Raw genomic sequence first — 25,288 nt, 5'->3', positions numbered from 1 at the left:
TGCGGAGTGACGAAGGAGGCGCCGCGCGGCTCAGCCGTGCACGCGCAGCGCCTCCTCGTCGGTCATGAGGCGCGAGCGGATGAGGAACCGGACGCCGTGGGGTGCCTCGAGCGAGAAGCCCGCCCCGCGGCCCTTCACCACGTCGATGGTGAGGTGGGTGTGGGACCAGTACTGGTACTGGGCCTTCGACATCCAGACGGGGACGTGGCGCTCCAGGCCCACGTCCAGGTCGCCGATGTGGATGTCCGAGCCGCCGAGCATGAAGTCGCCGTCCGGGTAGCACATCGGCGCCGAGCCGTCGCAGCAGCCGCCGGACTGGTGGAACATCACCGGTCCGTGCTGCTCGGTGAGGCTGCGGACGAGCTCCGCGGCCTCGGGGGTCACGTCGACCATGTCGAGGGTGCTGTGCTCCGTCGTCATGCCTGGTGCCTCTTCTCGCGTGGGGCGGGTCCCGGTGAGGACCCTGTGCTGCTGGGGGTGCTGCTGGTGGAACGGGCGTGGGGCCGCACGCTCCGGCGTCGGTCGGGGCGACCTGCCGAGGCGCACGGCCCCACGATCAGGGGGCTGCGGCTCAGAAGAAGCCGAGCGCGTCCGGCGAGTAGCTGACGAGGAGGTTCTTCGTCTGCTGGTAGTGGTCGAGCATCATCTTGTGGGTCTCGCGGCCGATGCCGGACTGCTTGTAGCCACCGAACGCGGCGTGGGCCGGGTAGGCGTGGTAGCAGTTCGTCCAGACGCGGCCGGCCTTGATCTCCTTGCCGGCGCGGAAGGCCTGGGAACCGTCGCGCGACCAGACGCCGGCGCCGAGGCCGTACAGGGTGTCGTTGGCGATCTTGAGGGCGTCGGCCTCGTCGGAGAACGCGGTCACCGACACCACGGGGCCGAAGATCTCCTCCTGGAAGATCCGCATCGAGTTGTTGCCCTCGAAGATGGTCGGCGTGACGTAGTAGCCCTCGGCCAGGTCGCCGTCGAGCACGTTCCGCTCGCCACCGGTGAGGAGCTTGGCGCCCTCGTCCTTGCCGATCTGGATGTAGGAGAGGATCTTCTCGAGCTGGTCGTTGGACGCCTGGGCGCCGATCATCGTGTTCGTGTCGAGCGGGTTGCCCTGGATGATCTTCTCGACGCGGGTCACGGCGTCGGACATGAACTCGGAGTAGATGGACTCCTGGACCAGCGCGCGCGACGGGCAGGTGCAGACCTCGCCCTGGTTGAGCGCGAAGAGGGCGAAGCCCTCCTGGGCCTTGTTGTAGAACGCGTCGCGCTCGGCGGCCACGGACTCGAAGAACACGTTCGGGGACTTGCCGCCGAGCTCCAGGGTGACCGGGATGATGTTCTGCGAGGCGTACTGCATGATCAGGCGGCCCGTGGTGGTCTCACCGGTGAAGGCGACCTTCGCGATGCGCGGGCTGGAGGCCAGCGGCTTGCCGGCCTCGACGCCGAAGCCGTTGACGACGTTGAGCACGCCGGCGGGGAGCAGGTCGCCGATGACCTCGACGACCTTGAGGATCGACCAGGGGGTCTGCTCGGCGGGCTTGAGCACCACGCAGTTGCCGGCGGCGAGGGCCGGGGCGAGCTTCCACACGGCCATGAGGATCGGGAAGTTCCACGGGATGATCTGGCCGACGACGCCCAGCGGCTCGTGGAAGTGGTAGGCGACGGTGTTCTCGTCGATCTCGCCGATGGTGCCCTCCTGGGCACGCAGGACGCCGGCGAAGTAGCGGAAGTGGTCGATGGCGAGCGGGATGTCGGCGGCCAGCGTCTCGCGGACGGGCTTGCCGTTCTCCCAGGTCTCGGCGACGGCGATGGCCTCGAGGTTGGCCTCCATGCGGTCGGCCATCTTCAGCAGGATGTTCGCGCGCTCGGTGGTGGAGGTCTTGCCCCACTTGTCGGCGACGGCGTGCGCGGCGTCGAGAGCGGCCTCGATGTCCTCCTCGGTACCGCGGGCGATCTCCGTGAACGGCTTGCCGTTGACCGGCGAGATGTTCTCGAAGTACTGGCCCTTGACCGGGGCCACCCACTCGCCGCCGATGAAGTGCTCGTAGCGGCTCTTGACGGACACGAGGGAGTCGGGGGCTCCGGGCACTGCGTAGACGGTCATCTGATGCTCCTCGCAAGAGTGGTTCTCGTCGTCGGCTGTGACGACGGTCACATATTACGAGGGGCCAGGTTGCGCAGACGTTGCTCGGTGAAGTACCAGGTCAGGCGCGGTGTTCAGGGTCGAGGTGCCCGAACGTTGCGGGACGTTCGGCGCAGGGTGTGCGTGACGTCCACGCGGGTCCGTGCCGGCCCGACGCCCACCGCCCGGCTCCCTCAGCCCAGCTCGGCGTCGAGCCGGGCGATCTGGCCCTCGATGAGCGGCAGGACGGGCGAGGTGCGGCCGACGGCGGCCCGCTGGGCGAGCCACATCTCGTAGTCGTCGCGACCCCAGGCGGAGCGGGTCCAGGTGGACATCAGGTCGGGCTCGTTGCTGCGCAGCAGGGCGTGCCGCAGCGAGTGGGCGAGGGAGTCGCGGAGGCGGACGATCCCCGGCGCGTTCGAGCGCGGGAGCATCGGGCCGCGGTAGGAGCGCATGGCGCCCCGCAGGTCGCCGGCGGCGAGCTGGGCCTCGACGGCCAGCCAGTCCGAGGAGACGCCGGCCGCGAGCCGGTACGGCCGCGACAGCAGCAGCTGGTCACCGAGCAGGCCGCGCAGGCGGTTGAGCTCGGCGCGCAGGGTGGAGGAGGCGCCGTCGTCCTCGTACAGCAGGACGGAGAGTTCGTCGCCGGACATGCCCGAGGGGGACGCGGCCAGCAGGGTGAGGATCTCGCTGTGGCGCGGGGACAGGCGCAGGGTGGACACGCTGCCGCGGCCGTCGTCCACGGAGACCAGGGACTCCGAGCGGCCGAGCGCCTCGATCATGAGGCGCAGCCCGTGCTGGGACGAGACCTGCGGCCGCGTGAGCTGGGTGCGGGCGAGCTCGGCCTCGGCCAGGCGGGCGGCGGCGCGCACCATGGCGAGGGTCTGGGGGACGACGACCTGGTCGCCGCCCGTGATGTCGAGGACCCCCAGCAGCTGCGAGGTGCCGGGGTCGTGGATCGGCACGGCGGCGCAGGACCAGGGCTGGACGCTGGAGCGGAAGTGCTCGCGGCGGGTGACCGTGGCCGGGGCGCCGGTGGCCAGCGCCAGGCCGGGCGCGTTGGTGCCGGCCAGGCGCTCGTCCCAGTTGCTGCCCTCGACGAAGCCGATCGACTCGGCCTTGCGCAGGCTGCTGGAGGCCCCGCACACCCACAGGAGGTTGCCGCTGGCGTCGCCGACGGCCATCACGGCGTCGCACTCGCGCACGGCCTGGCCCAGGACGTCGTCGAGGAGCGGGAAGACGCGGTTGAGCGGGTGCGCCTCGCGCATGCTCCGCAGGTCCGCGTCCGAGACGAGGACGGGGACCTCGACGGCGTCCGAGCGGACGCCCGCAGCGGCGGAACGCTGCCACGACTCGGCGACGTCGGCACGCATGGCCTCGCCACCAGACTGCTCCGTCATGGGACCAGTGAACATCAGGACACGCCTCCCCGCCACGATCACGTGTGATCGCGGTCTCATCTGGTTGGGGCGAGGATGCGGGCGGGCCCGTTGCGGTGACGTTGCGAGCCGGGCCCTCGGCGCCGGCCGGATCGGCGGCGGAGGCCAGTGCCGACTGGCCCTGCGAGGGGGTCTCCTCGGGTCTCCTCGGGTCGGGCGGCGCGGCCGCCCGGGCCCGACGTGCGACCGGCGGGGGCGATTTCACCCGCGGAGCGCTCTCCCGTAATGTTCTCCCCGGTGGCGTGTCCGAGCGGCCGAAGGTGCATCACTCGAAATGATGTGTGGGGTCAAACCCACCGTGGGTTCAAATCCCACCGCCACCGCAGACGCAGGAGCCCCGGACCACGACGTGGTCCGGGGCTCCTGCCGTTCACGGCGTTGGTGCTCGTGCCCGGGCCCCTTCCCGGGTCATGCCTCCACCCGCGGCGAGCGATCACCCGGTCGGGTGCCTCGGCGGCGGCCCGACGGGGTACCTGAGGTGACGGAACGTCCAGCGACCCCCAGGAGACCCCGTGCCCACCTCGAGCCCGTCCACCTCGCTCCCGGCGGCCCTGCGTCCCGCCGTCGCCCGTGCCCTCGTGGGCGGCGTCGTGTCCGGCGGGCTCACCGGCTACCTGGTCGTGCACAGCGCCGGGAGACTGCGAGCGGTGGCCCTGGCCGGCCTGCTGTGGGCCGCCCGGGTCGGCGCCCCGCGGGGCTGAGCCCCACGCGGGCGCCGGCCCGTCCGCGTCAGCGACCGTGCGGGGCCACGACGGCGCGCGCGGAGAGCGTGCCGTCCACCAGCTTCTGGTACGCCTCGAGCGCGTCGTCGAGCGAGTACACCTCGACGTCGGGGGTGATCTTGCCGGCCCGGTAGAGCGCGACGACCTCGTGGAGCTCCTCGATGGTGCCCCAGTAGGTGTTGGTCAGCTCGGTCTCGTACGGGGTCGTGTAGAAGTTCCACTCGTAGTTGCCGCCGGCGATGCCGACGACGGTGACGCGGCCCTGCGCGGCGACGGTCTTCATCGCCACGTCGATCGTGGGCCCGGCGCCGACGAGGTCGAAGACGGCGTCCACGCCGCGACCGCCGGTGATCTCGCGGATCTTCTCGGCCTGGCCCTCGCCGCCGGGGACCACCACGGCGCCGCGGGCCTCGGCGGCCTTCATCGCCTCCTCCTTGGTGTCCGTGGCGATGATCGTCGCGCCGGTGAGCGCCGAGAGGATCTGCACGGCGATCTGGCCGAGACCACCCAGGCCGATGACGAGGGCGTAGGCGTCCCCGTGGGTGAGGAGCGGCAGCGACTTCTTGATCGCGTGGTAGGGCGTGAGGCCCGCGTCGGACAGCGGCGCGGCGGCGACGGGGTCGGCGTCGCCGAGCGGCACGAGGTTGCGGGCCGGGACGACCATGTACTCCGCCATGCCGCCGTCGCGGCCGAGGCCGGAGGCGAGGTAGGGCATGGTCGCCGCGTTCTCGCAGTAGGTGTCCTGCCCGCGCGAGCAGGCCTTGCAGTGGCCGCAGCCGATCGGGCCGTAGACCAGGAACGCGTCGCCCTTGCTCAGGCCCGAGACCCCCGGGCCGAGCTCCTCGATCCAGCCCGCGTTCTCGTGGCCGAGGACGAAGGACGGCTTGAGCTGGGCCGGACCGAAGTCCTCGCTGAAGTCGGTGAACACGGCGACGTCGGAGTGGCACGCGCCGGCGCCGGCGACCTTGAGCAGGACCTCGCCCGGCCCGGGGGTCGGCTTCTCGATCTCGGCGAGCACGGGGAACGTCTTGTACTTCTCGAAGACCACGGCCTTCATGGGGAGATCACCTCGATGTGACGACGGAAACAATCTTGATGTCAAGGTACCTCTCTCCGACAAGTGTCGAAAAGGGTCCTAGGGCTCTCGCACGGGCCCGGGGGGACAGGGCGGGTGACTCACCCCGGCTCCCGGAGCACCTGCACCAGCATCCTGCGCGTCGGGGAGGCGCCCGACAACCAACCCTCCGCGCGCAGCGAGGCCACGGCCGCGCGCACCGAGGGGTCCGCGCTGGCGTCCGTGGCCCGGGCGACGGCCGCGTAGGCGGCGAAGCCGTGCGCCCCGGCCGGACCGCCGCGCTCGCCCGCGTCGGCCACGACGGTGACGTGGCCGCTGCTCCCCGCGTTGGCCGCACCGTCGAGCAGCGGCACCAGGTCCCGGGTGTTCTCGAGGCTGAGCACGCGGGCGTCGTCGGGGAAGGCGTACCCGGCCACGGGGGCGCCGAGCGTGACCGCACGGTCGAGGTCGAGCCCCGTCTCGTCCGCGTGCGCGACGAGCTGGGCGGCGACGAGCCCGCCCTGCGAGTGACCGGCCAGCAGCACCGGCTCCCCGGGGCGGACGCCCGCCTCCCGGAGCGCGGCCACGACCCCGTCGGCGTAGCCGTTGGGGAGGTCGCCGACGAGCCGGAGGTTCGTCCCCATGTCCCGGACGTCCTGGTCGGCCGTCCACGGGAGCGTCGTCATGTCGTCGGTGCCCGGCAGGTAGGCCACGTGCCGGACCTCTCCGTCGGGGTCGACGAACGTCTGCACCTCCAGGGTGCCGTTGCCGTCGGGGTGGTCGCCGTCGGACAGTGCGCTGAGCGCCTCCAGCCGGGCCACCACGTCGGCGAGGTCCGAGATCCCGTCCGGGGGCGGGCCCGCCTCCAGGTCCCGTCGGCGGCGGACGCGGACCGGCGGATCGGCGTAGGCCGCCCCGAGCATCCCCGCCCCTAGGGACGTCCCGGCGGCCGTGGCGCGGGGGTGCCCCAGCGCCGCGGCCAGGAGCGGCAGGACCGTCGCGCCCGCGAGGGGCCCCGCCGCCGGCGCCATCGCCAGTGCCGGGGACGGTGGGGACGGCCACGGCAGGGCCAGCCCCAGCCGCAGGCGTTCGAGGTCGGCGGCCGTGGCCTCGTCCGCCGCGCGCCACCAGGCCAGCAGGACGCGCACCCGGGCCGCGTCGGTCGCCCAGGAGGCCGCCGAGGCGGCGGTGGCGGCCGCGGCCCCGCCGAGCGCGAGGGCGGCCTCGGCGGCACTGGCGGCCGTGGCGGGCGCCAGCAGGGCGTCGGCCGCCAGCCGCGGGTGGGCCGCGTCCGCCGCGGTGCGGGCGGCGGTCAGGGCGAGCGTCCGCGCCGTCCCCTCCTCGTCCGCGGCGAGGAGCTCCAGCCGGGCCCACGTGGCCTCCGGCCCCGCGACGCCGCCGGTCACCCGGACGTCGGTCGCCACCGGCAGGTCCCGGCTCATGCCGCGCCCGCCACGGCCTTCTCCACCAGTGCCCGGGCCGCCGCGAGCGCCTCCCGCACGGCGGCCACCTCGCGGACGTGCCGGTCGACGAGGTCGGCGGCGGCCCGGTGGAGGCCGGCGCAGCGGTCGAGCTCGGCGGCGCGCTCGCGGGCCCGCTCGGCCCACGCCTGGTGGGCCCGTCCCGACCACCCCGGGCGCGCCGCCTCCGCGCGGGCGAGCTCGGCCTGCCCGTCGAGGTCGGCCGCCCGGGCGCGCAGGCCGGCCGCGACCTCGGTGAGGTCGGCGGGCAGCCAGGTGGCGTCGGGCAGCGGTGGGTCCAGCGGTCCGGTCACGCGACGACTCCCGTCCTCCACCCGCGGGTGCGGGGGCCCGGCGGTCGGGCCGAGGACAGCCTGCGCGCGCCTTGCGGGCCGTGGTGGACCTCGCCGACCGCGGGGGACGGCCCTGCCGCGGGGCGAGCCTGTGGACGGCAGGTGGCCGGGAGGCTTGCCCGTGAACGCGTGGCTCAGCCGCGCAGGTGCGGTGCCAGGCGGCGCAGCCCCTCCTCGACGTCCGCCCGTGACCCGGCGAAGCTGAACCGGAGGAACCGGCCCCCGTCGACCGGGTCGAAGTCCACCCCCGGGGCCAGGGCCACGCCGGTGGTGTCGAGCAGGTGCCGGGCGTAGGCCAGCGAGTCGTCGGTGAGGTGGCCGGCGTCGGCGTAGACGTAGAAGGCGCCGTCGGCCGGGGCGAGCCGGTCCAGGCCCAGGTCGGCGAGGCCGTCCAGGAGCACCCGGCGGTTCTCGGCGTAGCGGCTCACGTGGCCGTCCAGCTCCGCGTAGGCGTCCTCGGAGAAGGCGGCCACGCACGCGCGCTGCGCCAGCACGGGCGGGCAGATCGTGAAGTTGCCGGTGAGCACGTCGACGGCGCGGCGCAGGCCGGCGGGCACGAGCATCCAGCCGATCCGCCACCCGGTCATGGAGAAGTACTTGGAGAAGGAGGAGAAGACCACGGCCTCGCGCGAGGTCTCCCACGCGGAGCGGGCCAGCGGCTCCCCGCCGTCCAGCGGCGCGTACTCGATGCCGTGGTAGATCTCGTCGGAGATCAGGCGGACGCCGTGCTCCTCGCACCAGGACGCCAGCGCGGCGAGCTCCGTCGGCAGCAGCATCGTGCCCGTGGGGTTCGCCGGGCTCGCGACCACGAGGCCCTTGAGGTCGGGCACGGCCTCGAGCATCTCCACGGTCGGCTGGAAGCGGGTCCCGGGGCCCGTCGGGAGGTCGACGACCTCGCAGCCCAGCGCCTGGAGGACGTTGCGGTAGCAGGGGTAGCCGGGCCGGGCCATCGCCACCCGGTCGCCGGCCTCGAAGGCGGCGAGGAACGCGAGCAGGAACCCGCCTGAGGAGCCGGTGGTGGCGACCACGTCGTCGGGGGAGACCTCGATGCCGTGCACCCGGGCGTGGTGCGCCGCGATCGCTTCGCGGAGCTCCAGGACGCCGACCGCCGGCGTGTACCCGAGCGGGTCGCCCGACCGGAGCAGCCGCACCGCCTCGTCCGCCACCGCCCGGGGCGCGCCGGTGCTCGGCTGCCCCGCGACCATGTCGACGACGTCGAGCCCGGCTCGTCGGCGCCGGGCGACCGCCTCCAGCACGTCCATGACGTGGAAGGGCGGGACGTTCGCCCGGCTGGCCACGCCGAACCGGTCGCTGCCGGGGTGGACGGTCGCGTCGGTGCTCACACCGGCAGGCTACGTCCGGGCGGCGCCGATAGGATCGGGGCCTGCCGCCGGCCCCGGCCGCCGACCCGGGAGGAACGCCCTTGAGCCTGGACGTCCACCACCTCGACAGCTTCCTGCTCGTCGGGTCGATCGTGACGCTCCTGGCCATCCTCGCCGTGCGCATCTCCTCCAGCGCCGGCCTGCCCTCGCTGCTGATCTACCTGCTCATGGGGGTCGCGCTGGGCGAGTCCGGGCTCGGCATCCAGTTCGAGGACGCCTCCGCCGCCCACGCCCTGGGCTTCGCCGCGCTCGCGGTGATCCTGGCCGAGGGCGGCCTCACCACCGGCTGGCGCGACCTGCGCGGCTCGCTGCGCATCGGCATCTCGCTCGCCACCGTGGGCATCGCCGTCTCGGTCACCGTGATGGCGCTGGCCGGGCACTACCTCCTCGGGCTCTCCTGGCCGGTGGCGGTGCTGCTGGGCGCGGTGTGCTCCCCGACCGACGCGGCCGCGGTGTTCTCGGTGCTGCGCGTGGTGCCCCTGCCGCGCCGGCTCACCGGTGCGCTCGAGGCGGAGTCCGGGCTCAACGACGCCCCGACCGTCGTCCTCGTCACCCTCGTCTCGACGGGCACCGTCGGTGACCACCACCCGCTGGTCGTGGGCCTGATCATCCTGGGCGAGCTCGTCGGCGGCGGTCTCGTGGGCTTCCTCGTCGGACGCGGCGGGGCGCTGCTCATGCGCAAGGTCGCGCTGCCCACCGCCGGCCTCTACCCGCTGTCGGTGCTCACCCTGGCGTTCCTCGCCTACGGGGCGGCCGCGTACGTCCACGCCAGCGGCTTCGCGGCGATCTACGTGGCGGCGCTCGTGCTGGGCAATTCCGAGCTCCCGCACCGCGGTGCGACGCGCTCGTTCGCCGAGGGCGTGGCCTGGCTGGCCCAGATCGGGCTGTTCGTCATGCTGGGGCTCCTGCTCTCGCCCAGCCGGATCACCCTCAACGAGGTGCTCATGGGGCTGGTGGCAGGTCTCGTCCTCACCCTCGTCGCGCGGCCGCTCTCCGTGGCGGTGAGCTCGATCGTGCAGCCGATGCACCCGCGCGACCTGGCGTTCCTGTCCTGGGCCGGGCTGCGCGGGGCCGTCCCCGTCGTCCTCACCACGATCCCGCTGGCCCTGGGCGTCGGCGGCTCGGAGCGGCTCTTCGACCTGGTCTTCGTGCTCGTCGTGGTCTACACGGCGCTCACCGGCCCGACGCTGCCGCTGGTGGCGAGGACGCTGCGGGTGGCCCTGCCCGAGCAGCCGCGCGACCTGGAGCTCGAGGCCGCGCCGCTGGAGCGCCTCGCCGCGGACCTCCTGCAGGTCACCATCGCCGACACCTCGCGGATGCACGGGGTCGAGGTCGCCGAGCTGCGGCTGCCCACGGGCGCGTCCGTGTCGCTGGTGATCCGGGGGGAGCAGATGCTCGTGCCGGAGCCACGGACCGTCCTGCGGCACGGCGACCACCTGCTGCTCGTCACGCCCCGCGCGCAGCGGGAGGCGGTCGAGCGTCGGCTGCGTCAGGTCAGCCGGGGTGGACGCCTCGCGAAGTGGCTCCACGAGGAGCGGCGCCGCCCGGGGCGCTGAGCCTCCGGTCGGCCGTCGCTCAGGCGGCGGAGTCGCTCGCCTCGCACAGGGTGCCGGCGTGCTGGGCCTTGATCGAGGTCTTGCCGGAGCGCAGCGAGGTCCAGCCGTCCCCGAGGACGACGGTGAGCACGTCCACGTCGTCCTTCACCTTCACGGCGGTGCCCTTCGGCATCGAGGTGAGGAGCAGGGCCAGCCCCGGGTCCTTGCGGCTCGGCGTCCAGACCTGGACGGTCTTGACCTCGGTCTCGCTGTTGCCCGCCGTGCCCTCGAGGTAGCCGCGCGCGACGAGCTCCTCCATGACCGTGCTGGCCAGGCTCGTGCGGGTGCCGGAGTTGAGGACGTCGACCTCCACCATCGAGGTGGTCACCTCGTCGCCCTTGGCGACGTCGACGGTGGTGCACCCCGTGGCGGAGTCGGCCTCGTCGGTGAAGGGTGAGGTGAGCGACGACCAGCCCCACCACGCGCCCAGCGCCAGCACGAGTGCCAGCACGAGGAGGGTGATCGCGGTCTTCGCGGCCTGCGGCAGTGGGCTCATGCGGGGATCCGGTCCTCCTCGCCGATGGCGTGCACCCGCGCGTGCAGCACCGACCGTTGCTGGAGCGCGGCCCGCAGCGCGCGGTGCAGGCCGTCCTCGAGGTAGAGCTCTCCACGCCACTGCACCACGTGGGCGAACAGGTCGCCGTAGAACGTGGAGTCCTCGTCGAGCAACGCGGCGAGCTGCAGCGTGTCCTTGGTGGTGACCAGCTGGTCGAGCCGGACCTGACGAGGGGGCAGCGCTGCCCAGTCCCGGGCGCTGAGCCCGTGGTCAGGGTAGGGACGACCGTCCCCGACGCGCTTGAAGATCACGGCGCCGAGTCTAGGCAGTCGCGCCGTCGACCAACGGGGTGGTGGCCGGTTTCGGGCATCGGCGTGCGGCTCGCCGCGTGCCGGTGCGGGGGTGAGGAGGTGGCTCAGGCGCCCCAGCGCACCGAGTCGTCGACGAAGTCCGCGAGCGCGTGCACCCCGCGGAGGTCCTCCCGCTCCTCCATCAGCTGGGTGAGACGGGCGGAGTGCCGGGTGCGCAGGACCTGGCGGCGGCCCGTGATCCGGTCGAGGCGGACGTCCTCCTTCGCCGGCGCGGTGCGGGCGGAGGGGGCGTGGGCCGAGGTGTGCGCGTCTGCGGTGGTGCTCATGGCGGTCTCCTGGGGGGTGGGGGGTGGAGAGGGCTCACCTTCACTGTGGGGGAGGTCGGTGGCGGCCGTGTTGAGCCCGTGTTAAGCCTGGCGTCATGTGACGCAGGACGCGTCCGGAACCGGAGTGCGTCCCGGCCCCGGTAGCGGTCCGGGACGTTCCTCAGGTCCGTCCTGGCCCGGGCTGGTCAGGTCTCGCCCGGGCCGGTGTCCGGAGGGCTCCACGCGACCTGGACGGTGCGCCGGCCCTCGTCCCGGGTGACCAGCCGGGCCCGGCCCGGGACGCCGCGCTGCGGGCGGAGGCCACCCAGCAGCGGACCCTCGTCCGGGTCGCCCGGCAGCAGCAGCCCGGCGGCCGCCACGTCCCGCAGGGCCTGCAGGGCGGGGCCGCACAGCGCCCGGGCCGCCCCTCCGCTGCGCCGCGCCACCGCCACCCGCAGCCCGACGTCGCGGGCGTGGCCCAGGAGCGGGACGAGCGGCAGCAGGGGCGAGCCTGCTGCCTCCAGCAGGTCGTGGTCGTCGACCAGGACGAGCACCTCGGCCCCCGTCCACCAGTCGCGGGCCCGGAGGCGGGCGGGCGTCACCTCCGGACCCGGGCGGCGGGCCGCGAGGTAGGCGGCCAGCTCCTCGACGGCGCGGCGGGCGTCGTCGGGTGCGCTCACGTGGGCGAGCAGGTGCCGCTCGGGGAGGTCGCCGAGCAGGGAGCGGCGCGGGTCGAGCGCGAGGACGCGGAGGCCGTCGGGGGTCCGACCGTGCGTCGCGGAGCGGGCCAGCGCGCGCAGGGCCGAGGTCTTGCCCGAGCCCGGCTCGCCGACGACGAGCAGGTGCGGGTCCGTGCGGGGGTCCAGGCCGACCGGGGAGAGCGTCCGCTCGTCGAGGGCCAGGACGTCGCGGCGACCCTCGCCCGTGCTCGGCGGCCCCGCCAGGAGCCCGGCCAGGTCGACCCGGTCGGGGAGCACTCGCAGCGCCGGGACGCGGGGCCCCGGCCAGCGGTGCGCCACGCGCTCCGCCGCGGTGGCGGCCCCGCCGAGGCCGGCAGTGCTGCCCGGCTCCGGGGCGGCGAGCACGCAGCGGTGGCCGTCGGCGGTGAGCCCGTGGCCCGGGCGGTGCCGGGGGACGCCCGCCGCCGCCCGTCGGTCGACCTCGGACTCCACGGGGTCCGGCAGCCGCAGCTCGACCCGCTCGGTGCACAGGTCGCGGAGCCCGCCCCGCAGCTCGCTCCACCGTCCCGCGGTGACCGCGAGGTGGACGCCGACCGCGGCTCCGCGGGCCGCGAGCCGCACCAGCCGGGCCGTGGCGGTGTCCCCGGCGGGGGCCGGCGAGGAGGGGAGGCCGGCCAGGGGGAGGCCGGCCAAGGGGAGGTCAGCCAGGGCGGCCACCCCGTCGACCAGCAGCAGCACCCGGCCGTCGTCACCGCGGCCGCGCCCGGGGGCCGGACGGCCGGTGGTGCCCCGCTCGCGGGCCACCACCAGGTCCTCCACCTCCTCCAGCACCCGGCGGACCAGCTCGGGCTCCTCGACGACGCGTGCCGCGAGGTGCGGGAGCCGATCGAGCCCCGCGAGCGCGCCACCGGCCAGGTCGAGGACGTACAGCCTCAACGCGCTCGGCGCGGTGCGCGCCGCCGCGGCGAGCGCGACGCACGCGAGGGCGGTGCTGCGGCCGGACCGGGGACCACCGACCACGGCCAGGTGTCCCCGGCCGAGGTCGACGACGAGCGGCTCCTGCCGCTGCTCCCGCGGCAGGTCGACGAGGCCGACGCGCAGCCGCAGGTCCCCGTCCGCCGGCACGTCGAGGTCGAGCGGTGGCGGGTCGGTGAGCGGCGGCAGCCAGAACGGGGACGCCTCGCGCGGACCGGGGTCGGTCGCCACGGTCCTCACCACCGCGTCCAGCAGGGAGTCGTCGGGGCCGACGGGCGGCGACGTCCAGCCGGCGGCCGCGTCCTCGGCCAGGGTCCGCACGCGCCCCGCGGCGCGCGACAGCGGGCGGTCGAGCGGCACGGGCCCCGAGACGTGGCCCGCGCGGAACCGGACGAGGACGCCGGGCCCCGGTCGGAGCAGGGCCTCGCCGGGCCGGCGCGGCAGCAGGCCGGCGTCCGGGACCCCGAGGGCGGCGCGGGACTCCGCCTCGGAGAACGTCCGCAGGCCGATCCGGTAGGAGAGGTGCGCCTCGAGGCCGCGCAGTCGACCCTCCTCCAGCCGCTGCGAGGCGAGCAGGAGGTGCAGGCCCAGGGAGCGGCCCAGCCGCCCGACGGCGACGAAGGTGTCGACGAAGTCCGGGCGGGCCGTGAGGAGCTCGGCGAACTCGTCCACGACGACCAGCAGCGAGGGCATGGGGTCCAGCGGGCGACCCCGCCGCCGCGCGTCCTCCCAGGCCTCGCGCGAGGCGAGCCCCTCGCGGCGCAGCAGGGCCTGACGGCGGGTGAGCTCGCCGGCGAGCGCGTCGGCCATCCGGTCCACCAGCGCCGGGTCGTCCTCGAGGTTGGTGAGCAGCGCCGCCACGTGCGGGGCGGGCTCGAGGCCGGCGAACGTGGCCCCGCCCTTGAAGTCGACGAGCGCGAGCCGGAGGTCGTCGGGGGAGTGGGTGGCGACGAGGCCCGCGACGAGCGTGCGCAGCAGCTCCGACTTGCCCGAGCCCGTGGCGCCGACGACCAGCCCGTGCGGTCCGCTGCCACCGAGGGCGGACTCCTTGAGGTCCAGGACGACGGGCGCCGACCCGCCCTGCGCGGTCGGCTCCGTGCCGGTGCCGGTGCCGGTGCCGGTGCCCAGCGTGACCGTGAGGGGGCCGGCGGGCGGTGTCGGCCGCTTGCCGGCCACCCGGGCGAGGAGGGGTGCGACGGCGTGCGGCCCGTGGGCCGCCTCCTCCTCGAGCCGGAGCCCGATCGCGCGTGCGGTGGTCGCCAGCGCCGCGGCGGAGAGCCTGTCCGGCCGGACGCCGCTCATCGCCTCCGTGCCGGCGGCCGTGCCGTTCGTGGTGCCGGTCGTGGGGCCGGTCGTGGGGCCGGTCGTGGTCACCTCCCACCGGGCTCCTCCCAGCCCGGAGGCCTCGTCGGCAGCGCCCCGCCCGACCGCCGTGACCTCGCGCCCGCCCGCCAGCTCCCGGCGCACCTCGGCGAGCCGTGCCGGGGTGGTCACGCGGCCGGCGCCGCCCACGAGCACGAGCAGGTGGCGCGTGTCCCCCTCCAACAGCCGTGCCAGCTGGGCGGTGGTGCCCGCGCGCAGCAGCGATCCGACGGCGGTCCGGTGGTGGGGCAGCCAGGCCCAGCCGTCGGGAGCCCATCCTTCGTGAGCCCTGGCGCCGCGGGCGTCGTCGCCCCGGCCGGCGGCATCGGTGTCGTCCAGGACGGCCAGGGCCAGCCGCTCCGACGGCACGGCCCACGCCGCGGCCACCGCCAGCGCCCTGACGGGCGCCCAGGGGTCGGGGTCGTCCGGGGTGGGCACCAGGACGGCGGAGCCCACCTCGGCGAGGTCGAGGACAGCGGCCTCGGGGCGCTCCGCCCACACGTCCACCAGCCGTCGTGCCGCGTCGGCGAGCGCGGGGTCCGGCTCGTCGTCCCCCACGGGCGGCGCCTGCGGGGCACCCGGGTCGGGCGCGCTGCGCACTCCCCAGCGGACGGCCGGCTGGTGGCCGGGTCCGACCCCGGGACGGGGGAGGCCCTGGTGGGCGAGCAGACCGAGCACCGCCGGGTCGGGGTGCCGGACCTCGACGACCCGGGCCCGCAGGAGCTCGCGGACCTGGCCCAGGTGCCGCAGGTAGGCGCCCCGGCTGCGCCCCAGGGCCGTCGCCCGGTGCCGTCGCTGGCGCTCCAGGCCCACCGCGACGTAGGCGAGGGAGGCCGCCAGCAGGGAACCGCCCGCGAGCAGGGCGCGGCCCGTCGAGGACGGTGCGAGGGTCAGCATCACCGCCACCGAACCGAGCGTCCCCACCATCGGGACCAGTGCGCCGAGCACGCCCCCGCTCTCGACGCCGGGCAGCGGCGGGACGGGGCGCAGCGTCGGCCCCGCCGGGCCGGCGGCGCCCTCGTCGACGGCCGATCGGGTCGGCGGAGTGGTCGTGGACATGGCTGGAGGGGTGCCCCGGGGCACCCGCCGGAAACGCCGCCGGAGCGATCTGTGGACGACGCCGGTGGGCCCGCCGACCCCGGCGCTCCGGGACGACCCGGCGTCCAGGACTCACTCGCCGAGCGCCTCGCCGCCGAGCTCGGCTGAGCCTCGCCGCGCCGACCAGCGGTGCCCCAGCAACGTGAGTTGCGGCTTCAACGGTTGCCTACGCACCGCCCATCCGGTCAGCCGGCACCGGCGGTGTCCCAGCAACGTGAGCCTCGGCTTCGACGGTTGCTCACGCACCGCCCATCCAGCCAGCCCCCACCGGCGGTGTCCCAGCAACGTGAGCCTCGGCTTCAACGGTTGCTCACGCACCGCCCACCCAGCCAGCCCCCACCGGCGGTGTCCCAGCAACCTGAGCCTCGCGCCCTCAACGGTTGCTCACGCACCGCCCATCCAGCCAGCCGGCACCGGCGGTGCCCCAGCAACGTGAGCCGCGGCCCGGCCGGTTGCTCACACACCGCCCACCCAGCCAGCCCCCACCGGCGGTGTCCCAGCAACCTGAGCCTCGCCCTCGACGGTTGCCCACACACCGCCCCAGCCGCCGATCAGAGCAGCGCGCGCACCTCCTGTGGACAACGTCCTGATCCGTTTCCGGCGCCCGCCCCCGGGTATCCGGCCGCTCGTCCCGGCACCGGTCGGGGTGGCGGCGCAGGCGCCGCGGAGGTCATGCGGCAGCGCCGCGGACGAGGAGGCACACGTGACAGCAGACTTCGGACAGGGCGAGGGCGCCCTGGGGCAGGCGGCCGCGCTCGTGGCCCGGGCCCGTGCCGACCTGGACCAGGTCGGTCGGCGGCTCGAGGGCGACACCCAGGCGTTGCGGGCCGGCTGGGGCGGGCGGGGCGCCACCGCCTTCAGCGCCCTCGCCTCCGCGTGGGACGCCCGGCAGCGACGGGTCGTGGCGGTGCTGGACCGCTTCGAGGCGGACCTGCGGTCGACCGAGCGCGACAACACGACGACGGACGAGGCCGCCTCGGCCGCGATGGCCCGTCTCACCTCGGCCCTCGGCGCCCTGCCGTGAGCGGGCCGACGACCACCAGCACCGACCACCCCGTCCGCACGGGCTCGTGCGGGCACCGATCCCAGGAGGAGACATGAGCGACCTCGACGGCATCAGCGTCGACCACGCCCGGCTGGACGCCGGCGCACAGGACCTGGCCCGCGCGGTCCGCGACATCGAGAGCCGGCTCGCCCAGCTCGACGCGGACCTCGGAGCCCTGCGGGGCGCCTGGGTCGGGCGGGCGCGCCTGGCCTACGACACGGCGAAGGCGGGGTGGGACGAGCAGGTGGCCGGCATGAACGACCTCCTCGCCCGCACGGCCGGCGCCGTGGCGGTCGCCAACGAGGAGTACCGCGCGGCCGACCTGCGCGGTGCCGCGCTCTTCGGCGGCTGAGGAGCGCAGCCATGACGCAGCCGCTGGGCTTCCTGCCGGGGCCGACGGGGGAGGACGGCGCGCCGGCGTCGAGGCCCTCTCCCGGCGGACGTCGCCGGGCGACCCCGCCCGGCACCGGCCTGCCGCCCGCCCTCCCGGCCCTGCTCGGGGGCGCCGGGGGCGTGGGTGCCGGTGCTGGTGCGGAGGCGGGTGCGAGTACCGGCGCGGTGGCTGCCGGCAGCGCCGACGCGGGCCGGCGCCCGACCCCCGTGGAGCTCCGGCTGGTGCTGCGCGGGCCGACCGGCGGGGTCGACGTCGTCGTCCCCGCCGGTCTCTCGCTCCTCGACGTGCTGGCGGCGCGCCCCGACCTGGCGAGCGGGCTCGGGCTGGACCGGGCGGCCCTGGCCGCCGCCGGGCCGACGGCCCGTCCGGTGGCGCGGGCCATGGGCCGTGGCGGACGGTCCGCAGCGCCCGCGGCTGCCGGGCTGGTCGACCTCGCCGAGCCGCTGGACCGGCTGCCGGTGCGGGACGGCGACGTCCTCGTGCTGGACGTCGAGGGCACGCCGTGCCCGGTCGACGACCCGGCCCTCGCGGTGGCCGACGCGGTCCGCGGCCGGGCCGTCGGGCCCACCGGGCGAGCCGGTGCCCCCGCGGGCGCCGGTGTCGTCGCCGCGTCGTGCTGGCTCCTCGCCGGGGTACTCCTCCCGCTCGCCCGGGCGACCCCCGATGGGGCAGGCCTCCTGGGCGGTGTCCTGGGCTGCCTCGTCGGGCTCCTGGCCCTGCTCGTCGCGCCTCGTCTGGCCGGCTCCGGGTCCGTGCCCGCGGCTGCGGTCGCGGTGACGTTCGGTCCCCTGTGCCTGGCGGTCGGCACGGCGTCGGTACTGCCCCGGGCAGGAACGGCGGCCGTCCTCCTCGCCTCGAGCGCGGTCGCGCTGGCAGCGGGAGCCCTGGGCTCGGCGCTGCTCGGTCGACGCTGGTGCCTGGGGCTGGTCGCCCCGGCGTGCGGACTGGCCGGGCTGTCGGCCGCGGCGGTGCTCACCGTCGCGGGGCCGCGCCCGGCCCTGGCCGCGACGCTCGCCCTCACCGTGATGGTGGGCAACCTGCTGCCGTGGAGCCTCGCGGCCGTCGCCGCGGGGTCGACGAGGGCCCCGGACGCTGACGCGGAGCCGCCGGTCGGGGGTCTGGTTGTCGGGGGTCCGGCAGCCGGGAGCGTGCCGGTCGGGAGCGTGGTCGAGCGCGCCGGCGACGCCGCCACCTCCTCCGCAGTCGCCTCCCTCCTCGTGCTCGTGGCCTGCGCGGGCCCGCTGGCCCGTGGTCCCGGGGGTGCAGGCCTGCTGCTGGTGTCCGCGCTCCTGCTCGCGCTCCGCGCGCGGCACGAGATGCTGTGGCTGCCGGCGCTGGCCGGCCGAGCGACTGCCGTGGTCGCGGCCCCCGTCCTCGTCGCGGGGCTCGGCGCCCCCTGGTGGGGCGGGCTGGGGCTCGCGTCCGCCGGGCTGCTCGTGCTCGCCCGATCGGGGGGCACGGCGCGCGCGGACCCGCGTCCGGCGTGGGCCGCGCGCCGCGACCGCTGGGCGGACGTCGCGGAGTCGGTCCTCCTGGCGGCGCTCCCCGCGCTGGCGGTGCTCGCCGCGGGGCTGGGGCCCGACCTGCCGGCGGTCGTCTCCGACGCTGTGAACCGGTGGCGGCCGTGACCGGCCACGGGGCCGGGCACCGGGCCGGGGTCCTGGAGGCCGAGCGGTGGCAGCGGCGGCGTCTCGCCGGGGCGCTCGCCGGCCGCGAGCCCGGCGCCCAGGAGCCCGGCCCGCCGTGGCCGCGCGTGCTCGGCTCCCTCGTGCTGGCCCTGCTGCTGGCGCTCCTGCCCGGGCTTCTGGACCGGACCGGGGGAACGTCGGGGCAGGTGCCCGTCGGTGATTTGCAGGCGCCCGCCTTCGTCCTCGGGCCGGAGGGCCAGCCCGCGGTCCTCCTCGAGTCGGACGACGGCCCGGTGCTGCACCCGGTCACGGACGCGACGTCGGCGCAGCTGCTGGTCGGCCCGGCCGCGGACCCTGCCCCTGATACCGGCGCCGCAGACGGGGTGGCTCCCGTGCAGCTCACCTCGGCGCAGGCCCGCGACCTGCCTCGCGGACGGGCGCTCGGGGTGAGCGGGGCGCCCACCCTGCTCCCCACCGCTGCGGGGCTCGACGACTCCGCGTGGGTCGCCTGCTCCGGGGTGGACGGGATCGCGTGGCGCACGGCCACGGAGGGCCGGCGTGGGGTGATCGGCCCGCAGGTGGTGCGGGCACGGGAGGGCGGCGGCCTGTGGCTCCTCGTCACGGACGCGAGCGGCGGCGCTCGGCGGTTGCGCCTTCGGCTCCCGCACCCCGTGACGGACGACCTGCTCTCCCGCCTCGGGCTCCCGGCCGCCCGCTGGGCGCCGCGGGTCGCGACGGGCTGGCTCCGGCTGGTGCCCCGCGGCGCTGACGTCTCCGCGGCGGCGCTGGGGGAGGTGACGGCCGGCGGACGGGTCGGGCGTCAGGCTCCCGGTCGCCGGGCCGGCGTGCTCGTGGGGGACGCGGTCGCCCGGCCGGGTGGCGGCGCCGTCGTGGCGGCCGACGGGCGGCTGCGCCTCCTCGGCCCCCTGGCCTGGCGGCTCTGGCAGGCGATCGGCCCGACGCTCGGGGCGCGCGACCCCGGGGCGACGGACGTGGGCGGCTCCCCGGCGGGCCGGCCCCTCGACCCGAACGGTTGGCCCGACTCCGGCGCGGGGGCCCGCCCCACGACCGCCCGCACCTGCGTGGCCGTCGACGACGGAGCCCCGGTGCGGGTCTCACTGCCGGACGTCGAGTCCGCCGGGGCCACCGAGGTCACAGGGTCGAGTGGTCCCGTCGCCGACGGCGCCGTCGCGCTCGTGCGCTCCGACGGCCGGCCGCGCTGGTGGCTCGTGGTGGGCGGGACCGGAGCTGGAGAGGGGGCCGGGGAGGGCGCCCGCAGGTACCGGCTCGGCGGTGCCGACGCGATCGCCGCGCTGGGCTGGCAGCCGTCGGACGCGGTGGCGCGGCCGGCGTCCTGGCTGCGGGGGGTGGTGCGCGGACCCGACCTGACGCGGGCAGCCGCGCTGCGTGGCCCGGACGGGTGGTGAGCCCCTGACCCCGGGAGAACGACGACGGCGCCGCACCTGCTGGTGCGGCGCCGTCGGCTCCGGCGGAGGTAGGGGGATTCGAACCCCCGAGGGCTATTAACCCAACCCGCTTTCCAAGCGAGCGCCATAGGCCACTAGGCGATACCTCCGCCGGGAAAGATACCGGTGGGCGTGGCTGGCGCGAAATCCGGCTGTGCTGATCGACGCGGGTCGGCCGACCGCCGGTGACGGCCCCGGGGCCGTGTTGGGCGGCGAGCGGCCCCTCACCTACACTCGGGGCAACCCCCCGCGTGGCGGCATCTCGCCCAACTCCCCCAGGGCGGAAACGCAGCAAGGGTAAGTGAGCTCTGTCGGGTGCGCGGGGGGCCTTTTCTCTTTTTGGGCCCGGCCACCGGCAGTGCCTCGACGGTCGGCGGCCCGCCCGGTCCACAGGTCCCCCTCCGCGGGGCCGCGGCTGTCGGTGCGGCTCGTTAGGGTGCGCGTGTGGAGTCACCCCTCGCCCTGTACCGCCGCTACCGGCCCGAGACCTTCGCCGAGGTCATCGGGCAGGACCACGTGACCGGTCCGCTGCGCGCGGCGCTGGCGAACAACCGCGTGAACCACGCCTACCTCTTCTCCGGCCCGCGCGGCTGCGGCAAGACGACGTCGGCGCGCATCCTGGCCCGCGCGCTGAACTGCGAGGAGGGCCCGACGGCCGAGCCGTGCGGGCGATGCGACTCGTGCCGGGACTTGGCCCGCGGCGGGCCGGGCTCGATCGACGTCATCGAGATCGACGCGGCGTCCCACGGTGGCGTCGACGACGCCCGCGACCTGCGCGAGAAGGCGTTCTTCGCCCCGGTGAAGAGCCGCTACAAGGTCTACATCATCGACGAGGCCCACATGGTCACCACGCAGGGCTTCAACGCCCTGCTCAAGCTCGTCGAGGAGCCCCCGCCGCACCTGCGCTTCATCTTCGCGACCACGGAGCCGGAGAAGGTGCTCGGCACCATCCGCTCGCGCACCCACCACTACCCGTTCCGGCTCATCCCGCCGCGGCTGCTCTCGGCCTACCTCGCCGACCTCTGCGCCCGCGAGGGAGTCACCATCGAGCAGGCCGCGATCCCGCTCGTCGTGCGGGCCGGCGGCGGCTCGGCGCGGGACACGCTCTCCGTGCTCGACCAGCTCATGGGCGGCGCCGGTCCCGAGGGCGTCACCTACCAGCTCGCCACGGGCCTGCTCGGGTACACGCCGGAGACCCTGCTGGACGAGGTCGTGGACGCCTTCGCGGCCGCCGACGGCGCGGCCGTCTTCGGCGTGGTCGACAAGGTGATCGAGACCGGGCAGGACCCGCGGCGGTTCACCGAGGACCTCCTGCGCCGCCTGCGGGACCTCGTGATCGTCGCCGCGGTCCCTGACGCGCCCGCCTCCGGCCTCATCGACGTCGCCGAGGACGCCGGGGAGCGGCTGGTCGCCCAGGCCGCCCGGTTCGGTGCCGCCGACCTCACCCGCGCGGCCGACCTCGTCGCCGCCGGGCTCACCGAGATGCGCGGCGCCACCGCGCCGCGGCTGCTGCTCGAGCTCATCTGCGCCCGCGTCCTGCTCCCGGGGGCGGACCACGGCACCGACGGCCTCGCCGCCCGGATCGACCGGGTGGAGCGCCGGATGAGCGTGTCCGGTCCCATGACCGCCCCGCCCGCCAGCGGCCCGACCGCCCCCGCCCAGGTGCGGACCCGTCCGGCCGCCGCGCCCGCCCCCGAGCCGCCCGCCCCGTCGGTGACGCCGGTCCTCCCTGAGCACGCCCGCATTCCCGCCCACCCGGAGCCCAGCCCGACGGAACGGCCCGCCGAGCGGCCCACCGAGCGGTCCGCCGCCCCGCAGCCGTCGGCGCCCGAGCCCGCTCCGGCGGGGGACGCCCCGTGGGACATCCCGCCGCGCCCGCGGATCGGCACCGGCGCGCAGGAGTCGGCGGAGCCGCCGGTGGCCGGCGCGGCCCCGGCTGCGCCGGCGGAGCCGCAGCCCGCAGCCCGACCGGCCGCCCCGCCGGCCGACGATCCCTGGGCCGCCGCCGACGACCCCTGGGCTCCCGCAGAGGAGTCCCCGGCCCGCACGCCCGAGCCCGCCCGCACGCCCGAGCCGGTCGCTGCCCCCGAGCCCGCCCGGCCCGAGCCGGCGCGCGCCGAGCGGCCCACGGCGGCGGAGCCCGAGCCGGCGCAGCCCGAACCGGCGCAGGGCGGCCTCTCGCTGGTCGAGGTCCGCCGCCTGTGGCCGGACATCGTCGAGGCGACCAAGCAGCGCCGCCGGGTGACCTGGATCCACCTGACCCAGAACGCCCAGGTCGTCGCCGTCGACGCCCGCACCCTCACGCTCGGGTTCGCCAACACCGGCGCCCGGGACTCGTTCGAGGCCGGCGGCAGCCGCGAGATCGTCCGGCAGGCCGCCATCGACGTCGTGGGGTCGGACTGGCAGATCGAGACGATCATCGACCCGGGCGCCTCGCCTGACGCGCCGGTCGTCACCCGCTCCTCGACCCGGCCCTCCCCGCCGCAGGCGGCACCCGCCCAGGAGGCGGGTCGACCGGACGAGGGGCCTCAGCAGCCCGGCGAGCGGGGCGCCGCGGGCCGTCAGGACGAGCGCGCCCAGCGTCCCCCGGAGGCCGCCCCGGCGTGGGCGCAGGACGCGCCGCCCGTGCCCGAGCGCCCGGCCCCGCGCGCCGACGAGCGCCCGCCCGCCTGGGCCGACGTCGAGCCGCCGGACGACGACCTGCCGCCCGACCCGCTCGACGGCCCCGTCGACGAGTCCCCCTCGCGGGCCCCGGAGCGAGCCCCCGAGCGAGCATCCGAGCGGCCGGCCGGCCGCGGCGGGATCTCGGCGGCGCGCAGCGCCATCCAGGCCACGCGGGCCGGCGGCCGTAACGAGGCGGACGCGCCCTCCGAGCCGGGGGTGGACCCGGACGCCCACGTCGACCGCAACGACGCGGACGCCGAGGAGGACGCCCTGGCGGGCGCCGAGCTGCTCGCCCGCGAGCTGGGCGCGAAGGTGATCGAGGAGATCCGCCACCAGTGACGCCACCGCTGACGCCAACAGCGACGCCACCACGGACGCCGCCGCCGACCCGGCACACTGACAGGGGACGCGCCGCCCCGCGCAGGAGCGGCAGCACCCACACCGACCCATCCCCACGCACGCAGAGGTGACGACGCGATGACGCAGAACCCCTTCGAGGCCCTCGGCGGCGAGGGCGGCTTCGACATGGGCGCCCTGCTCCAGCAGGCCCAGGCCATGCAGGAGCAGCTGATGGACGCCCAGCGGAAGCTGGCCGACTCGCTGGTGACCGGCAGCGTCGCCGACGGTGCCGTGAGCGTGACGGTGGACGGGACCGGCGAGCTGGTCCGCGTCGACCTGCGTGAGGGCGTGCTGGAGGGCACGGACGCCGAGTCGCTGGCCGAGCTGGGCGACCTGGTGGTCGCGGCCTTCCGCGACGCCAAGTCCAAGGTCGACCAGCAGGCCTCCGAGGCGCTCGGCCCCCTGGCCGGGGGGCTGGGGGGCCTGGCCGGCGGTGGCGCCGCGGGCGGCTCCGGCGCGTCCGGCGGCCCCCTGCCGGGCCCCACCGGTCGCATGCCGGGCTCCGGCGGCTTCGGGTTCTGAGAGAGGCACGCGGTTGTACGACGGCGTCGTCCAGGACCTCATCGACGAGCTCGGCCGGCTGCCGGGCGTGGGGCCGAAGTCCGCTCAGCGGATCGCCTTCCACCTGCTCCAGGCCGACCCCGTGGACGTCCGGCGCCTCGCCGACGTCCTGGTCGAGGTCAAGACGAAGGTGAAGTTCTGCTCGATCTGCTTCAACGTGACCGAGGAGGACCAGTGCCGGATCTGTCGCGACCCGCGACGGGACCCCGCGGTGCTCTGCGTCGTGGAGGAGTACAAGGACGTCGTCGCGATCGAGCGGACCCGCGAGTTCCGCGGCCGCTACCACGTCCTGGGCGGCGCGATCAGCCCGATCGACGGCATCGGGCCCGACCAGCTGCACATCCGCGAGCTCATGATGCGCCTGGCCGACGGCACGGTCACGGAGGTCATCCTGGCCACCGACCCGAACCTCGAGGGCGAGGCGACCGCGACGTACCTCACCCGGATGCTCGTGCAACCGGACTTGCGCGTGACGAGACTGGCGAGTGGACTGCCCGTGGGGGGTGACCTCGAGTACGCCGACGAGGTGACCCTCGGACGGGCCTTTGCAGGAAGGCGGGCTGCCCGATGACCGACATCAGCTTCGAGCCGACGGCTCTGGACGCGCGCGACCGCGCCCTGGCGGCGGAGGTGGCCGAGCAGATCGGCGCGTTCCTCGTGGCGCTGCGCGCGATCGCCGAGGAGAAGGACGGCGGCCGGGCGATCTCGCTGCTGCTCCTCGAGATCAGCCAGGTGCTGCTCGCCGGTGCACGGCTGGGCGCCCAGCGCGACTTCACCCCGCGCTCCGAGTACCAGCCGGACGTCGGTCCCGAGCCGGACCTCGACGACATGCGGCTGTCGCTGGCCGACATGCTCGGCGGCGTCGACACGTACGGCTTCGTCTTCGACCCCTACGTGCCGGAGGTCGTCGAGAGCCAGCTCTCCGACGACCTCACCTCCATCGCCACGGACCTCGACACGGGGCTGCGGCACTACCAGGAGGGCAACGTCGCCGAGGCCCTGTGGTGGTGGCAGTTCTCCTACGTGTCCTCGTGGGGCAACCTCGCCGGCGCGGCCCTGAACGCCCTGCTCTCGGTGGTCGCGCACGACCGCCTGGACGCCGAGGTCGTGGTGGACGCCGACCAGGTGGCCGTCGCGAATGAGATCCTGGGCGAGGGTTCGGCGGACGGTCGTTAGACTGTGCCCTCGGCCGCACGAGCACCCCGGGAGGGAGCCGTCGGCCAACGGGCGGGGGAGGACTCCTCGCCCTGACCGGCGGAACCGAAGAGGAGCTCCTCGTGAGCATTGTCGTGCAGAAGTACGGCGGGTCCTCCGTGGCCGACGCGGACGGCATCAAGCGCGTCGCCCAGCGGATCGTGAACACGCGTAAGCAGGGCAAGGACGTCGTCGTGGTGGTCTCCGCGATGGGCGACACCACGGACGACCTGCGTGACCTGGCGCAGCAGGTGACCCCGCTGCCCCCGCCGCGCGAGATGGACATGCTGCTCACCGCGGGTGAGCGCATCTCCATGGCGCTGCTGGCGATGGCCGTCTCGCAGCTCGGCTACGAGGCCCAGTCGTTCACCGGCTCGCAGGCCGGCGTCATCACCGACTCGGTGCACGGCAAGGCGAAGATCATCGACATCACGCCGGGTCGCATCAAGTCGGCCATCGAGTCGGGCCACATCGCCATCGTGGCGGGCTTCCAGGGCGTCTCCCAGGACACCAAGGACGTCACCACGCTCGGCCGCGGCGCCTCCGACACGACGGCCGTGGCCCTGGCGGCCGCACTGGACGCCGAGGTCTG

21 protein-coding genes, 2 tRNA genes, 1 other RNA gene and 1 pseudogene are annotated in these 25,288 nt (G+C 75.8%); 13 read left to right on the top strand and 12 right to left on the bottom strand.

The genetic code is table 11. The annotated features are described in order from the left end of the window. Nucleotides 1-30 precede the first annotated feature (30 nt). The 3 genes from E8D37_RS07395 to E8D37_RS07385 form a co-directional block, all read right to left on the bottom strand. The gene (locus E8D37_RS07395) at nt 31-420 is read right to left on the bottom strand and encodes a DUF779 domain-containing protein (RefSeq protein WP_136569149.1); all 390 of its coding nucleotides are present in this window, start codon (nt 418-420) and stop codon (nt 31-33) included. Nucleotides 421-571: 151 nt separating this feature from the next. Continuing rightward, on the bottom strand, nt 572-2,095 hold the full coding sequence (adh, locus tag E8D37_RS07390; protein WP_136569148.1) for an aldehyde dehydrogenase: 1,524 nt from the start codon (nt 2,093-2,095) through the stop codon (nt 572-574). Between the two features lie 212 nt (nt 2,096-2,307). Then, nucleotides 2,308-3,513 (bottom strand): helix-turn-helix domain-containing protein, encoded by a 1,206-nt coding sequence (locus E8D37_RS07385; RefSeq protein ID WP_136569147.1) that lies wholly within the window; start codon nt 3,511-3,513, stop codon nt 2,308-2,310. 275 nt (nt 3,514-3,788) lie between these two features. On the opposite strand from E8D37_RS07385, the gene E8D37_RS07380 reads away from it, so the two are divergent. Further along, nucleotides 3,789-3,875 (top strand) — tRNA-Ser (locus E8D37_RS07380). A 189-nt stretch (nt 3,876-4,064) separates the two neighbouring features. Beyond that, on the top strand, nt 4,065-4,253 hold the full coding sequence (locus E8D37_RS07375; RefSeq protein WP_136569146.1) for a hypothetical protein: 189 nt from the start codon (nt 4,065-4,067) through the stop codon (nt 4,251-4,253). A 28-nt stretch (nt 4,254-4,281) separates the two neighbouring features. On the opposite strand, the gene E8D37_RS07370 is transcribed toward E8D37_RS07375, so the two are convergent. The 4 genes from E8D37_RS07370 to E8D37_RS07355 all read right to left on the bottom strand — a co-directional run bounded on the left by E8D37_RS07370 (nt 4,282) and on the right by E8D37_RS07355 (nt 8,484). Further along, nucleotides 4,282-5,331, bottom strand: a complete 1,050-nt coding sequence (locus E8D37_RS07370) for an NAD(P)-dependent alcohol dehydrogenase (RefSeq protein WP_136569145.1) — start codon at nt 5,329-5,331, stop codon at nt 4,282-4,284. A 119-nt stretch (nt 5,332-5,450) separates the two neighbouring features. Beyond that, nucleotides 5,451-6,770: a hypothetical protein gene (locus E8D37_RS19790; protein ID WP_168929674.1), complete on the bottom strand. Its 1,320-nt coding sequence runs from the start codon at nt 6,768-6,770 to the stop codon at nt 5,451-5,453. Further along, complete coding sequence (locus E8D37_RS07360) at nt 6,767-7,102, bottom strand: hypothetical protein (RefSeq protein WP_136569144.1); 336 nt, start codon at nt 7,100-7,102, stop codon at nt 6,767-6,769. The genes E8D37_RS19790 and E8D37_RS07360 overlap by 4 nt, the downstream gene beginning before the upstream one ends. Nucleotides 7,103-7,275: 173 nt before the next feature. After that, entirely contained in the window at nt 7,276-8,484 is a 1,209-nt protein-coding gene (locus tag E8D37_RS07355) for a pyridoxal phosphate-dependent aminotransferase (RefSeq protein WP_240770262.1), read from the bottom strand. 86 nt (nt 8,485-8,570) lie between these two features. Here E8D37_RS07355 and E8D37_RS07350 point away from each other — a divergent pair, with 86 nt between their 5' ends. Continuing rightward, complete coding sequence (locus E8D37_RS07350) at nt 8,571-10,079, top strand: potassium/proton antiporter (protein ID WP_136569576.1); 1,509 nt, start codon at nt 8,571-8,573, stop codon at nt 10,077-10,079. 19 nt (nt 10,080-10,098) lie between these two features. Here E8D37_RS07350 and E8D37_RS07345 read toward each other — a convergent pair whose 3' ends face one another. The 4 genes from E8D37_RS07345 to eccCb form a co-directional block, all read right to left on the bottom strand. Further along, nucleotides 10,099-10,614 carry a LytR C-terminal domain-containing protein gene (locus tag E8D37_RS07345; protein WP_136569143.1) on the bottom strand — a complete coding sequence of 172 codons (516 nt, stop codon included), beginning with the start codon at nt 10,612-10,614 and terminating at the stop codon, nt 10,099-10,101. Further along, nucleotides 10,611-10,925, bottom strand: coding sequence for a type II toxin-antitoxin system VapB family antitoxin (locus E8D37_RS07340; protein WP_136569142.1), 315 nt, complete (start codon nt 10,923-10,925; stop codon nt 10,611-10,613). Before E8D37_RS07340 ends, E8D37_RS07345 begins: the two co-directional genes overlap by 4 nt. Nucleotides 10,926-11,029: 104 nt before the next feature. Further along, nucleotides 11,030-11,251: a hypothetical protein gene (locus E8D37_RS19785; protein ID WP_168929672.1), complete on the bottom strand. Its 222-nt coding sequence runs from the start codon at nt 11,249-11,251 to the stop codon at nt 11,030-11,032. A 185-nt stretch (nt 11,252-11,436) separates the two neighbouring features. After that, nucleotides 11,437-15,306: a type VII secretion protein EccCb gene (gene eccCb / locus E8D37_RS07330; RefSeq protein WP_136569141.1), complete on the bottom strand. Its 3,870-nt coding sequence runs from the start codon at nt 15,304-15,306 to the stop codon at nt 11,437-11,439. Nucleotides 15,307-16,048: 742 nt separating this feature from the next. Between eccCb and E8D37_RS07325 the strand changes: the two genes are divergently transcribed. The 4 genes from E8D37_RS07325 (at nt 16,049) to E8D37_RS07310 (ending at nt 19,839) form a co-directional block, all read left to right on the top strand. Then, on the top strand, nt 16,049-16,369 hold the full coding sequence (locus tag E8D37_RS07325) for a WXG100 family type VII secretion target (protein ID WP_168929673.1): 321 nt from the start codon (nt 16,049-16,051) through the stop codon (nt 16,367-16,369). A gap of 73 nt (nt 16,370-16,442) precedes the next feature. Then, entirely contained in the window at nt 16,443-16,742 is a 300-nt protein-coding gene (locus tag E8D37_RS07320; protein WP_136569139.1) for a WXG100 family type VII secretion target, read from the top strand. An 11-nt stretch (nt 16,743-16,753) separates the two neighbouring features. Further along, nucleotides 16,754-18,412, top strand: coding sequence for a hypothetical protein (locus E8D37_RS07315; RefSeq protein WP_136569138.1), 1,659 nt, complete (start codon nt 16,754-16,756; stop codon nt 18,410-18,412). Beyond that, the gene (locus E8D37_RS07310; RefSeq protein ID WP_136569137.1) at nt 18,400-19,839 is read left to right on the top strand and encodes a type VII secretion protein EccB; all 1,440 of its coding nucleotides are present in this window, start codon (nt 18,400-18,402) and stop codon (nt 19,837-19,839) included. Before E8D37_RS07315 ends, E8D37_RS07310 begins: the two co-directional genes overlap by 13 nt. 63 nt (nt 19,840-19,902) lie before the next feature. Here the strand turns inward: E8D37_RS07310 and E8D37_RS07305 are convergent. Then, nucleotides 19,903-19,988: transfer RNA gene (locus E8D37_RS07305), tRNA-Ser, on the bottom strand. A gap of 131 nt (nt 19,989-20,119) precedes the next feature. On the opposite strand from E8D37_RS07305, the gene ffs reads away from it, so the two are divergent. The 6 genes and pseudogenes from ffs to E8D37_RS07275 all read left to right on the top strand — a co-directional run. Further along, nucleotides 20,120-20,210, top strand: an RNA gene (ffs, locus tag E8D37_RS07300) — signal recognition particle sRNA small type. Between the two features lie 112 nt (nt 20,211-20,322). Further along, nucleotides 20,323-22,881 (top strand): DNA polymerase III subunit gamma and tau, encoded by a 2,559-nt coding sequence (locus tag E8D37_RS20265; RefSeq protein WP_136569136.1) that lies wholly within the window; start codon nt 20,323-20,325, stop codon nt 22,879-22,881. A 138-nt stretch (nt 22,882-23,019) separates the two neighbouring features. Then, nucleotides 23,020-23,463 carry a YbaB/EbfC family nucleoid-associated protein gene (locus E8D37_RS07290; RefSeq protein ID WP_136569135.1) on the top strand — a complete coding sequence of 148 codons (444 nt, stop codon included), beginning with the start codon at nt 23,020-23,022 and terminating at the stop codon, nt 23,461-23,463. A gap of 13 nt (nt 23,464-23,476) precedes the next feature. Beyond that, nucleotides 23,477-24,073 carry a recombination mediator RecR gene (gene recR, locus E8D37_RS07285; RefSeq protein ID WP_136569134.1) on the top strand — a complete coding sequence of 199 codons (597 nt, stop codon included), beginning with the start codon at nt 23,477-23,479 and terminating at the stop codon, nt 24,071-24,073. Next, nucleotides 24,070-24,678, top strand: a complete 609-nt coding sequence (locus tag E8D37_RS07280) for a DUF5063 domain-containing protein (protein ID WP_136569133.1) — start codon at nt 24,070-24,072, stop codon at nt 24,676-24,678. The genes recR and E8D37_RS07280 overlap by 4 nt, the downstream gene beginning before the upstream one ends. Before the next feature lie 101 nt (nt 24,679-24,779). Continuing rightward, nucleotides 24,780-25,288: pseudogene (locus E8D37_RS07275) on the top strand (aspartate kinase); the annotation flags it as partial.

It is taken from the genome of Nocardioides sp. GY 10127 (assembly GCF_004919085.1).
Taxonomy (GTDB): Bacteria; Actinomycetota; Actinomycetes; order Propionibacteriales; family Nocardioidaceae; genus Nocardioides.
The sequence above is the reverse complement of the archived record's forward strand: the minus strand, read 5'-3'. Positions and strand labels throughout refer to the sequence as shown.